The sequence below is a fragment of the Bradyrhizobium sp. 35 genome (assembly GCF_023073215.1).
Lineage (GTDB): Bacteria > Pseudomonadota > Alphaproteobacteria > Rhizobiales > Xanthobacteraceae > Bradyrhizobium > Bradyrhizobium canariense_D.
This window is the reverse complement of the sequence record NZ_JADPJC010000157.1, coordinates 1-12,485: the sequence shown is the minus strand read 5'-3', so window position 1 is coordinate 12,485 and position 12,485 is coordinate 1. Positions and strand designations below refer to the sequence as shown.

Annotated in this window: 9 protein-coding genes; 2 read left to right on the top strand and 7 right to left on the bottom strand. The window is 59.7% G+C overall.

From position 1 onward, the window contains the following. Positions 1 to 71: 71 nt before the first annotated feature. The 4 genes from IVB36_RS32380 to IVB36_RS40295 form a co-directional block, all read right to left on the bottom strand. Positions 72 to 401, bottom strand: coding sequence for a GcrA family cell cycle regulator (locus tag IVB36_RS32380; RefSeq protein WP_018458800.1), 330 nt, complete (start codon positions 399 to 401; stop codon positions 72 to 74). Positions 402 to 438: 37 nt separating this feature from the next. Further along, the gene (locus IVB36_RS32375) at positions 439 to 609 is read right to left on the bottom strand and encodes a hypothetical protein (protein WP_018458801.1); all 171 of its coding nucleotides are present in this window, start codon (positions 607 to 609) and stop codon (positions 439 to 441) included. A gap of 152 nt (positions 610 to 761) precedes the next feature. After that, positions 762 to 1,073, bottom strand: coding sequence for a hypothetical protein (locus IVB36_RS32370; protein WP_018458802.1), 312 nt, complete (start codon positions 1,071 to 1,073; stop codon positions 762 to 764). 31 nt (positions 1,074 to 1,104) lie between these two features. Further along, positions 1,105 to 1,605, bottom strand: a complete 501-nt coding sequence (locus tag IVB36_RS40295) for a dodecin family protein (RefSeq protein ID WP_275991566.1) — start codon at positions 1,603 to 1,605, stop codon at positions 1,105 to 1,107. Between the two features lie 1,435 nt (positions 1,606 to 3,040). Between IVB36_RS40295 and IVB36_RS32360 the strand changes: the two genes are divergently transcribed. Further along, on the top strand, positions 3,041 to 3,241 hold the full coding sequence (locus IVB36_RS32360) for a hypothetical protein (protein ID WP_018458805.1): 201 nt from the start codon (positions 3,041 to 3,043) through the stop codon (positions 3,239 to 3,241). A 528-nt stretch (positions 3,242 to 3,769) separates the two neighbouring features. Here IVB36_RS32360 and IVB36_RS32355 read toward each other — a convergent pair. Continuing rightward, entirely contained in the window at positions 3,770 to 9,649 is a 5,880-nt protein-coding gene (locus tag IVB36_RS32355; RefSeq protein ID WP_247394348.1) for an AAA family ATPase, read from the bottom strand. A 1,138-nt stretch (positions 9,650 to 10,787) separates the two neighbouring features. On the opposite strand from IVB36_RS32355, the gene IVB36_RS32350 reads away from it, so the two are divergent. Next, a complete protein-coding gene (locus IVB36_RS32350; protein ID WP_007592736.1) occupies positions 10,788 to 11,051 on the top strand; it encodes a hypothetical protein in 264 nt (87 codons plus the stop codon). 248 nt (positions 11,052 to 11,299) lie between these two features. Here IVB36_RS32350 and IVB36_RS32345 read toward each other — a convergent pair whose 3' ends face one another. Beyond that, entirely contained in the window at positions 11,300 to 11,482 is a 183-nt protein-coding gene (locus IVB36_RS32345; protein ID WP_085350878.1) for a hypothetical protein, read from the bottom strand. Positions 11,483 to 11,899: 417 nt separating this feature from the next. After that, the coding region (locus tag IVB36_RS32340; RefSeq protein WP_247394345.1) for a Crp/Fnr family transcriptional regulator at positions 11,900 to 12,485 on the bottom strand (586 nt) is incomplete at its 5' end.

Genomic DNA, 12,485 nt, shown 5'->3' with positions numbered 1-12,485 from the left:
GTATACGACTGCCGAACCCGTCGAACTGGGCCGGGGACTTGCGGGAGCACAACCACATTCTTGGTGAGCTCTTAGCCAGTGTTTCTGACCGCCTCTGCCAGCATGGAGTAGAGCTGCTGCTTGCTGAATTCCTTGGGCGGCTGCCTCTGCACTGCGTTCCGCGACACCTTCGGTGCGACTGGACGGGCGCAGGCTGCCGACGAGGTCGGCCTCAGCTTCGGGCGCGGCCTTATCTCGGGCGTTGCTGTGGGCGGCTTGTGGCCGCGCTTCAAGCCCAGACGGGTCAGCATGCCGCAGACCGCATTACGACTGCACCCGAGACGACGCGCAATCTGCGCCGCGCTCTGTCCTGCGGACCAGAGCCTGTTGAGGAGCGCTATGTCTTTCGCATTCCAGCCCATGAGAGATATTATAGCGCCGACTGCCGAACACGCCAGTCTAGTCTTCGTCTGGCTCGCGCACGACCGGCGGTTCGTCGGCGTCATCTTCCTCTTCGTCGTCCTCGTCGTCTTCATCGGGATTTCTTGGCGGCATCGCGGTGCCCATAAGCACAAGCGGTGTCCAGTAGATCGCGGTGGTGGAAAATGCTTCGAAGGTATGTTGCTTCATGTGGCTGCTACTCCTCGAGAATACGCGTAGTCGCATATTCATGGCGGACGGCACGCGCGTCCAGGGCGCGATCGGTGCAAACGAGATGGAAACATCAAGTCGACGACATGAGCAAAGGAGGGCAACCGGCACGCAAATGGCGGCGTTTTCAGCTACTTTATGCCCGAGAACTCATTCGGCTCTATGTTCACCAAAACCTCGCCGGTGGTGATTTCGGGAACTCCAAGATCGAGGTCATGTAGACTTGCTTGAACAAACGCGAGTATCTTGGCGTTCGCTGCATTGGCGCTTTCGCGATCGTCAAATATCATCACGGCGATACCAACGCCGTCGCCCGCATCCAGAACTTGGTAAGATCTGAAGCCGTGCGATTGCCTTAGGATCTGGCCAACGCCGCTCTTGGCGCGGCGAGCGGCGTCCGCTACCGAACGAACCTTGGTGTACTTGCGAATGACCATGTACATGAGGCCACCATGCACCACACGCCTCGACGCATCAAAGCATATCGGTCCCGGTCGGACTAGGGCCAACTTCCGAGACCGGGCCACAGTGTCCGGCTAGGCGAACCGGGCAACGCGCCTTTTCCAATGAGTCCTCCTCGCCCTGCGCATGGGGCGAGGTGCTGAGGCTCAGGAGCCCTCGAACTTGAAACGATACGTTGAGCTTGGCGCGATAGGCCTCGACCTTTCCCTTGTCATCGAGCTGCATATCCAGCTTGACGACCTCTGCAATGCGAAGATCTCGGAGAGATTTTGCAGCTTGCTCGACCGCATTTGCGGCGGCCTTCTCCCACGAGTCGTTGCTGGTACCGACCAGTTCAATGACCTTGTAGACGCTATCAGGCGTGTCGTCCTCCTGTCCGGGATGACGAAGGAAATCTAGCATCAGGATCTCGACCCCGATACGGGGATGCCGTCCGGAGCCGGAAAGGGACAAAATTGCATTTGGCGGGGGCAGCTTTTGGCCGGAGCCAATCTGCCGGGCCAGCGCCATCATGTCCGCTCCTAGCGAGCAGACGGAAAAACGTCCGATTGCCTGTCACTTTCCTGTTTGACCCGGTGCCGACCATTTCAGTCTCGGGTCACTCGATCGCGGCTGCTGAGACTAACCAAAAATACGGACCGGCTAAGCCGTCCAAGCCCCTGGCTCCGGCGCTTGCTACGAGGCAGGATTCGCATCCGCGCAGGCTTGCCCTTGTCCACCTGCTTTAGCGACGGTCTGTAGATAGCTATCGGTCAGATCTCATGACTTGCCGCGGAAGCACGAGCACTACATTGATCTGGCGATCGAGGATCGTCGTGGCGATGATCGTCGTCTTCGACCTCATCGTGGCGGAGCATTTAACTTAGTGCTAGAGACAACCCTCGCTCAGGCCCGCAGACCGGCATCATATCCACAATCTTGCCTCCCGACCGGTTGCGCTTTCACATTGCCATGCCAGCGTGGAGACCGGCCCAAATCTTACCGCAGCGTCGCCCATCAACCGGGTGGTTGCGTCGCGGACCGTGGACAGGATCGTCGCCCGGCGATACGTGGACGGCTCGATTAATTGAGCGCGCTGCCGCGTATTGCCGCCAAAGTGAGCTTATGAATTCGGAGGCCAGGCCCGCAATTAATCCATCACGCTGCCAGATTTAAGCCGCATGGGGCCCATATCGCCGCGAAGGCTTTGCCGGTGGGGACGCATTGGCGCGAATATCGGTGTTCGCAGTGCAATAGATCTTGCTCACTGTCCATTCGGTCTTGAACGAGGAGCAGAAGCCCTCCGTGGCCGCGTCGTTCCTTCTTGCTTGCGATTTGCGTTCGACCTTTATGGATCACTCGGCCTCGAGCTTCATGCCTTTCGGCTCGGCCAGAGATCAAAGAGCGTCAAGATGTTCTGCCGATCCCCGCCGCCCTGGAGCAGGACAACGCGACATGCTCGCGATGCTGGCGACGCTGGAGCTCTCGATCTCTGCTCTGTCGCGCCTTGGCCCCTGTCGCTAGCGCCCCTGAAACCTGAACAGCACATCCTGCATGAGCCTCATCCCGCAGGATGCGCTCTTCAGAAGCTAGAACCGACAGCTATCAGCGGCAGCCGTAGCGACCGTTAACCAGAACGCGGAGACATGCCGTGCCTACCGCGGCCGCGCCAACGGCCGCGCCGCCTACGACCGCGCGCCATGTGGTGCGCCGTGCAACGCCGGCGACTGACACGAGTGTCAAGGGGCGCCCGACGCGCAGGGCGCCAATTTCCTCTGTGTGCGCCGTAATGGGCCCTAGGGTTACCGGATCAACCAGTTTGCAGCGCCGCGCGCCAATCAGCGTGAGGATGATTGGGGGGCGTGCCCCGAATCGATGTGGTTTGCCATCGAAGCCGTGTGCGAGCGGCCACTAATCCTTACCTCCTCGTGATCTATGGCCTTTCCATGCTCGATCTAGTGGAAGGCGGATGCACTTAGGACGAAGTGATGCACTGGCGCGAGCGGTTCAGGGCTCGCTGCGGGGCGGCCTGACGCTGCTCAGCAACAAGTCCGCTGCCAAGATCGACACGCTGGTCTATCGCAACAATCACGCCCAACCGCGCCCTGTTTCGTCGGGGCAATTCGGAAAAGCGGAAATCGATCCATTGCCAGTGATCGAGGTCCCCTGAGGCACGGCTTACGGGCACCGAGTCGGCCATAGGCTCGATTGCCGCAGTGGCTGACGTGACGAGCGCGAACAGAGCGATGAGAACGAGCGGCGATGTTGGATCAGCGGATCCCCGGTTCGAGCCCTGGTGCGCCAACCATATCAAAACTGTTCGTATTCAATTAAATTACGGATGGGGTCGACGAGAACAAGGCGGATCTCGTGCGACATTTTTTGCGTATCGTGCCCCGGATAGCAGTGCGACTTATGCTTTTCCTTTGTTTCTGCATCTTCGCGCAATGCGAAACGGTGTGCAGATTAAACGGCACAGGTCGATTACGCGCTCGTCGTAGAATAGGATACTAAGGCGCGCAAATGCACAACCTGTTTTGCCTAGTCGCCTCGTGATCCCTCGACCGTTTCTGCGACAGCTTGGTGATTTAATCCCCGTCGCGGCAGCCAGGATCGGCAGGGCTGCGATCGACTTGATCTTCTCGATCGCAAAGCGCGAGGTGCGTGCTCGAAGTTGGAACCAGCAATCCGGCCATAATCAAGAAGCGTCGGCAGGGTGGGCTGGTACGGTGAAGTGAAAAATTGCGCCGTGGGGCTGGTTGCGCGTCACCCACAAGCGTCCGGCATGCGCTTCGATAATCGAACGACAGATCGACAGTCCCACCCCCAAACCGCTGGGCTTCGTCGTGTAGAAGGGGGCGAAGGCGTGCTCGAAGGTTTCAGAGCTCATCCCCGGTCCCGAGTCCTTCACCTCGACGAGAACACCGTCCGGTGCACCCTGCGCGGTGGTGATCAGCACTTTCTTGGCTCCATTCGCGACCGTGCCGATTGCCTGGACAGCGTTGATAATCAGGTTGAGAACCACTTGTTGCAATTGGACGCGGTCGCCCTCGACAAGCGGTAAGCTGTCTGCAAATTCCGTCTGCACTGAGATGCCGTTCTTCATCGCTTCGCCGCGGGTAAGCTCAATAACGTCCCTGATCGCCTCATTGATGTCCAAGCGATCCTTCCGGGGCGGTGCTTTTTTTACGAGATCGCGAATTCGTTGGATGATGTCGCTGGCCCGAGCGGTATCGTTCATAAGCCAGTCCAGTGATTCCCTGACCCTGTCAAGATCCGGCGGATTTCTGTCCAGGAAGCGCGCGGCCGCACCAGCATTCATGGATGCCGCGGCAATCGGCTGGCTCACTTCATGCGCGATCGAGGCCGTGAGTTCGCCCATGGTGGCGAGGCGGTTAGCGTGCGCAAGCTCCTTCTGTATCTCGCGCAGCGCCTCTGCGGCCCGCTTCTGTTCGGTGATGTGCCGTCCAACGCCGCGATAACCGATGAAGTGCCCGGACTTGTCGAGCACCGGTAGCCCGGAGACGGACACGTAGCGCTTGCCGCCATCGGGCGTAGGGCGCGCGAGCTCGAAATCGCGGAACGGCAGGTGGGCATCGAGCGTCTCCCGATGCTTGCGCCAAGCCTCCTCGTCGGGCTCCAAGTAGGGCACTTCCCAGCGCGTCTTACCAAGTTCAGAGACCGACGCGGGTGCGTCGACCATGCCTTCGGCGAATTCCTGGCGAATGAAACGATGCCGCGCATCGGATTCCCAGTACACGTCGAAAGAGAACTGTACGAGAGTCCGGAAACGCTCCTCGCTCTCCTGCAGAGCCACTTCCGATCGTTTGCGCTCCGTCAGGTCAACGACAAAGGAGACACCCTGGTCTCGTTGTTCGTCGAACGCAGCCATGCCGATCAACACCGACACGCGGCTTCCGTCCTTGCGGAAATACTCTTTCTCGAACGGCTGCACGCTACCCATCTTTTTTAGTTCCGGGATCCACCATCGCTCGTGGCGGTCGAGCCATTCAGGCGGCGTCAGGTCAGTCCAGCGCAGGCGGCCCGAGACGAGATCCTCACGGTCGTATCCCACGATGCTGAGAAACGCATCGTTGGCCTCCAGAATCGAACCTTCAAGCTCCCAGATGATGATTCCGATGATGTTGGCATCGACAAGGCGTCGGATTTTCGCTTCCCGTTCTCCGAGATCGCGGTACAAAGCCGCATTTTCCAGCGCGATTGCTGCCTGTGAGGCGAGCAGCTTCAGCACCGCAATTCGCGCCGGTGCAACAACGTAGGGCGTCAGTGTATTCTCGAGGTAAAGCACGCCGATAACTTTCGCACGGTTGATCAGGGGCATGCAGAGAATGGAACGAGCGTTGCGCTGATTAACGTAGGGGTCCGTGGCAAAGGGAGGCTGGACCGTGGCATCCTCGAGAACCGCGCACTCTCTGGTTCGCAGTACGTAATGGAGAACGGATTCGGGAAGGAGATCCGCGGTCACCGCTGTATTGCGCATTTCAACAGTAACTTTATCGCCGGTTGTGGTGGCTTCCGCTTCGATGCGCGGCTCGGTGTCGTGCGACAGGATCAGCAGACCGCGTTCAGCCCCTGCTTGTTCGATGGCAGTGCGCATGAGCGTCTCGATAAGCGTCTCCAGAACCATCTCACCTGACACCGCTTCCGACACCTTGATGACAGTGGCGAGGTCGAGATGCTCGACCGGCGCTCCAATCGTGCTCATCGGGCCTGGCTCTGATCTCGCCTCCCTGAGGTGCGGATGCATATCCTCAAGTTGCCGCACTTTGCCGTCTGCCCCCCAACGAACATAGCAGTCGCGCGCTCTCCGCAAATAGATGCCAGAAAATTCTTCGAAACCACGCTCGCCGTAAAACCGCGCGGCCAATTCATAAGCGAGCGCCTCGTGGTGGACGAAGCCGTTGTCGCGAGCGGAGCGGATGGCTTGTTCATAGAGACGCTCCGCGTCCAGTTCTCTGCCTTGGAGACGGGCGATCTCGGCGCCGGTTAGAATAGCGCGGTCCGCGAAATTCTCCGGGCAATTCTGTGCCCACAAATCGAGCTGCGTGTGGTGCCCAGTCAGGGCCTCAAGGTGCCCTTGACGTTGTTCGGGGTGTGCCGAATTCCAGCATGCAGCGTGCGATAGCGCTGCATAGAACTCGTATTCCACCGTCTCGAGTAGCTGCGGTGGTGACCACGGCAGTCTCCGTGCCTTCGATGCGGCGTCGACGGCCAGCGAATAGTCGCCGGCAAAGAAGCACGCTTGCAGCTTGCGGATCCAATACCAGCTCTCGGGCAGCGCGAATGCCGGATCGGCGGCCAAACGCCGTTCGAACCGAAGCTCGTCGGACGGGTCGTCGTGCAGAGCGCCGAAACGCCGCGTCAGGCCGCGCAGCATACGGATTAGCGCAACCTGCGGCATTATGATGTCGGCCACCAACGCAAACTTCGCCTTCTTGCTCAACTGCAACCCGTGCTCGGCTTCGCGCTGCGCTTCTGCAAGCGCATCGCCCGCCGCAAGGAAATTCGTATTCAAGCTGGCGCAACTGAAGGCCGCGAACGTGACATCGCCACTGCTGCTCGCGGCCTCAAATGCCCGCTGAAAGGCGTCTCGGGCATGCTGGAGGTGCTTGGTCCATGAAAGGACAAGGTTGCCATAGTTCAGGTAGGTCCTGGCGTGCACGCGCGAAAATCCGCACCGCTCGACCAGCTCAGTGCCGATACGGCTGAATCGAAGGCCCGCCTGATAGTCGCCGAAGCGCGCGCCGGCAATGGCGCCGAACATGACGTAAGGAACGCATGAAGCATCGTTGTTCCCCCACTCGAGGCTGATCTCCACCGCTTTTAGGGCCACCAGTGAGCGAAGGTTCGCATCAGTGAAAAACGCCGGCGGCATGAGCGCCGTCAAAAGATCTATGGTCGCTAGTGCGAGTGCATCACTCATTAGCGGCAGATCCAATAGCTCCTCGACCGACCGATTCCCGAGCCGAGATCGGACGTGCTCGTATTCGCGTCGGACGTGATCATCGCTTGGGTGGACTACCCATCGAATCCCGAGTTGTTCCAGATAGCTGAGACCGGCGCTAACCGCGCGGTCCGGCTCACTGAGCGCCGTATACAGATCCACCCGACGGCGCGCGACGACAGCAAGGTCGGCAGCGGTCGCGGTTCGCGTCGTCAGCTCCTGTAAGCGCTGTTCTGCCTCCAGGACCGAGCCAGTCACGAACTCGCATTCAGCGCGATGCAACTCGAACGCAAAGGCAAGCTGCTGGCGTTGTTCCCAGCAGTCGTCTGGTAACAATGCGGCACCGGCAGCGGCATAGTTGAGCGATGCCGCGTAGGCCGCCGCCTCCCACGCGCGCAGGCTGGCTGTCAGATTAAGCTCTGCGAGTTGCTCGCGTTCGTCTCGCGAGGTGATCAAGGACTCGCCACGGTTGAGCTGGTTGACGATCTCGAAAATAGCCTTCTCCCACTTCTCCCGGGGGGTCTGCGCCAGTAGCTCCCGACCGATTCGCAAATGCAGCGCCGCGCGTTGATCATCAGCAATCAGCGAGTAGGCGGCTTCGTGCACTCGATCGTGGACAAACCGATACACTCCTGGCTGGTGCTCGACCAATTCCTGGCGAATGGCCTCCCACAGATCCGCGTGTACCCGCTGCTCGGAGCGACCGAGGACGATCGAAATTGTCCTCGTGTCGGCGACGTTGCCGAGACAGGCCAGCCGCTGCAGCGTGATCTGCGTCTCGGCAGGCAGGCGGGTCAGCTTTGCGATCATCAGATCCACGACATTGTCGGTGTGGCCCTTGACGCGAATGCGAGCGAGATCCCAGCACCAGAACCGTGCGTCATGATCGAAGCGGACCAATCCCTCTTCGGCAAGCGCCTGAAGGAATTGAATCACAAAGAATGGGTTGCCGGCCGTCTTATCGTGAATCAACTTCGCGAGTGGCGCGGCACGCTTCGAATCGCAGCGAAGAGCATCGGAAATCAAACGCGAAATGTGTGAGCTGGCAAGCGGCGCTAAAATGATCTGCTGCACGTTAGCGCCAGCACTCTTTATGGCCTCAAGCCTGTACCACAATGGATGAGCGAAAGTGACCTCGTTGTCGCGAGAGGCGCCGATGAGCATCAGGTATTGCAGATCGGAGCGGGTTAAAAGGTCCTCAACCAGATCGAGCGTGGCGGCATCGACCCACTGGAGATCGTCGAGGAACAACGCCAATGGATGCTCGGACTGTGCGAACACCCCTATGAAGCGCCGGAGCACGAGACGGAAGCGGTTCTGTGCTTGCTGCGGGGGGAGCTCAGGGACGGGTGGCTGCTCTCCCACGATCAGCCGCAATTCAGGGATCAGGTCGGTAACGAGTCGTCCATTGGCGCCCAGCGCACCATGAAGCGCTTGGCGCCAGTGCGTCAGCTCGGCTTCGTTCTTGCTCAGAAGGAACCGCACGAGGCTCTGAAAAGCCTCCACTACCGTTGAATAGGGAATATCGCGTTTGTATTGGTCGAACTTGCCTGATGCGAACAGCCCGTGGGACGGAACAAGGCGACGATGGAGCTCATTGACTACCGAGGATTTACCAACGCCGGAATAGCCGGTAACCAGCATCAATTCCGGCGCGCCGCTCTTGATCATCCGGTCAAAGGCGGCCAGCATGGCTTCAATCTCGCGGTCCCGTCCGTAGAGCTTCTCAGGGATCCGCAGTCGGTCGGGCGTGTCGTATTGTGCGAGCGCAAACTCTTCGATGCGGCCTCCGGTTTCCCATTCGATCAGGCAGCGGCGTAGATCATGTTCGAGGCCTGAAGCGCTCTGGTAGCGTTGCTCGGCGGATTTGGCGAGCAGCTTGAGGACTATGGTCGAGATTGCAGCCGGTACAGTGCTTACCCGCTCGCCGGGCGCCACTGGCTTTCGCGCAATGTGGCAATGCACCCACTCCATGGAATGTGCCGCTGAGAACGGCAACGAGCCGGTCAGCATCTGATAGAGCGTAACGCCAAGTGAATAGAGGTCACTGCGGAAATCGATCGAGCGGTTCATCCATCCGGTCTGTTCGGGCGCCATGTAGGGCAGCGTGCCCACGATGAATTCCGGCGGCCCAGGGGCGCGTCGCTCGCGGGCGAGGCGCGAGGCGATACCGAACCCGGTGAACCGGACCCGTTCGTCCTCGCAGTTCACCATAATATGCGCCGGCTTCACGTCCTTGTGGACGAGGCCGCGTTGGTGCACCTTGTTCAGGGCTGCGGCGATGCCGATCGCGAGCTGCAAAAAGCGTCCGATGTCCATGGGCGCACCAAGCAACTGTTCGAGCGGCTGGCCACCAGGATCCTCAAGCAGCAGCACTGGACGGTCACCATCGCACTCCAGCCCGAGCGGCCGCATTGCCCAGGTCTCATCTAATTGGTCTTTCAGCGCAAACTCGTGATCAAGACGATCGAGGAGGCCGGACGAAGCGTGTTTCGCCTTGGGAAGTACCGCCAATACAGTTCTGCATGCGCCATCGGAAGCCGGACGCAATGGCCGACAAAAGATGCGGTCATCGTCCTCCCATAGCACTTGGAACCTGCTGTCCATGCGCATCAACCCAAAACACTGGGTTCAACCCCGAAGCCTCCGCGTGACCAATGTCAGGTGAGGAGGTACTGTGTTGCGCTCTGTGGCCACATCGACACTGCCATAAAAGCGGGGTTCTGCCCAGCGTAAGCTGCGGCGCCAGGCAGATGACGGCGAGAAAGCCGAAGCGGCGCTAGCCGGACATCAACCGTGATCGCGCGCGAGCCGGCGGGCGAATTCAGCGGTGTATCGAACTCGAAATATGCTGCCCGATGCGTCGCCACAACTTCTGCTGGCCGTCCGGACCGGCTCGAATGCGAACGGCTTCTGCGGCTCAGGTGTGGTCTGGGCACCGGATTGCTGTGCGGTGCGGCCCACGAGCTGATTGGCTCATAAAGCGGACGCGCACCGCCTTTGATTTCGGTCGCCGGCCTTCATCCTACTCAGTCGTAACAATCCGTGGTTAATGTCACCATCATTCAGAATTCAGAGCTATCGGATGTAGGCGCGCCAGCCGCTGACAGCGCCCTTTACATCTCGCGGGGTCGATTGGCTTCGGCGCTGGCGTTTCGGTTCTCATGTTGTGCGCGGATCGGCCGATCCGTCGACCGTGCAGGCCGCAGCCTCAAATAGCAGATTGAGATAGTTGCAGGTCCTGATTTGCACTTATGCGGCTGTGTCGTTGGTTCGTTGGTTCGAACGTTTGTGAGATAGTACGACGTCCGAGGACACTTCCTGAAAGTAGCTCAAACTTGCCCATGATAGACCGGAGCGAGAGAGGATGATCGTACCGGTGGTCATCCGCGCAGAGGGTTGAATTGCTGGTCGGCATCGTGAGGTCCTCCCCAGGCGGCGCGGGAGAGGTTTGTGCCCGTTAACAGCGGCGCCGGCCGGCGTGTCGCCCCCTTAGGTTCCTGAGATGATCAGAGCGGCCTGTCCCGTTGCGCAATGCAGCTTACATGGGGACGTCAATTGTCGCACATCTGTGTCGACGAGCCTGGATTTGTACGGGGTTCGCCAGCATAGGCGGGCCGGTGCTCACGAAGCTGGGGCATGAAAGCAACAATCCACAACACGTTGCACCAGCGCACCACTGTTAATTTGCGCGATCGGGACGATTCAGGCCTGCTCTCTGCAACGAACCTAGTAGCTGCGGGGGATGACAATGACTGTCACGCGTGCGATTGGCGCTGCTGCCTTGTTTCTGATGACGCTTAGCTCTGAAGCCTATGCTGCGCGCCAGCACAGACCGGGAGAGCGGATTTCTTGCTCAGAGGTCAAATACTACGTTGCTAAGTATTCGGCGGCCCTGGCTGAGATGTATGCCCGTAACCACGGGGCCACCGGCGCCCAGATCGAGCGGGCGCGGCGTTGCTTGGCCTCGAATGAGGCTGCCGAAACAGGGCAACGCAGGTCCTATAGCGAATGAGCATGACGCAGCCTTCGTAATAAAGCGCGCTGGCCGGGGATATCCTGCAAGGTCAGGGCTGTACGCCTACCCGCGGTCGCAGCTGACGATCGAAGTTAGCTGATTGCCTTGCACGCGCAGATAGGCCTTCCGACTAGTGGCCAGGCGAGCGCGCGATTGCACACTCGCACGCGAGGCCGCTCCGCAGTCATGTCCTCCTCCGCTCATCGCATGCTGATTCCCAATCATCGGTGTCGGGCCATATCCTCTTATCGCTCCAATTTGGTGCCAAAGGCTGTCGCAGCAATTGCACGCTCGACCTCGGAAGCCAACACGCTCAGATGATCGGCAAGCCTCGCGAACAACTCTCGCTTTTGCAGGTCGGTGGCCAGATCGCTGATCGATTTGCAGTCGGCTGCGGCTTTGAGGAGGTTCTCCAGCTGCTCTTGCATGTCTCTCATCGTCTGTGTGCCCCAAAGGCACCCTCGGCTTCATTCAGTTGAACTGATTGAGGCGTACTTGAGCTCCCGTCGATCCATTTCCGAACGGAGCGATTCAGCATAGGTGCGCAGATTGTCGCCAACAACGCGGGAGCGTCCGCCATTTGCGCGATCAGCCAACACCTGTCGCCGCACGCTTTCCCAAAGAGACAATAAGGTCTGATCTTTCGTTTGAAAAGGTCATCCACAGGCCTCCAGTACATGGCGCGCCGATAGTACGCGTACCTCATGAGCGGGATTGTTCGGTTGCGGACATTGCCGTGGAGAAGCTAGGCGCCCGTTGCACATTGGCCACATCGTCCATGTTCGGGATAACGGGCTATCACGCCGAAAGGCGCGATGGTTTGCGGCATCCCCCCGTTTCAGTTACTACGTCGGCAGAACCAAAGCGCGAGACCGGGCTGCATTCATAGAGAAGATCCCCTCGATTTCGAGACGCATGGTATCGTGGCATTCGCACGCCACCGCTGCGAGCCGCAATGGGTCAATCTCGATTTCTCCTCGCCGTTCAGATCTGATCGCTCCGGAAGCGCGCAGGTTGCGCATCAGGAGCGTCACTGTCGTTCGTCGCACACCCAGTATTTGCGAAAGCGCCTCTTGGGTGAGTGCGAGGACGTCGTGGTCGGCGCGGTCGCGAAGATGGAGCAGCCAGCGTGCCATGCGGGCTTGGGCCGGATGCAGAGCATTGCAGGCGCCGCCGATTTGTAGCTGTATCAGCATCGCTTTGAAATGAATCTGGACTGCGTGGCGGATCGCGGCGCTTCGGCTAAAAGCGGCGTGGAATCGCGATGCGGGGATCCGCGAGGCGATGCCCGCGGCACGAACGACGGCGGTAACGGCCGAAGGGGACGGCCCCAGCACGGAAAGAGTGCCTACTGCTCCCTCGCGCCCTATTGCGGCGCTGGCGACCGTCTGTCCGTTGGCCATGTCGATCATCACAGAAATGGCGCCACTA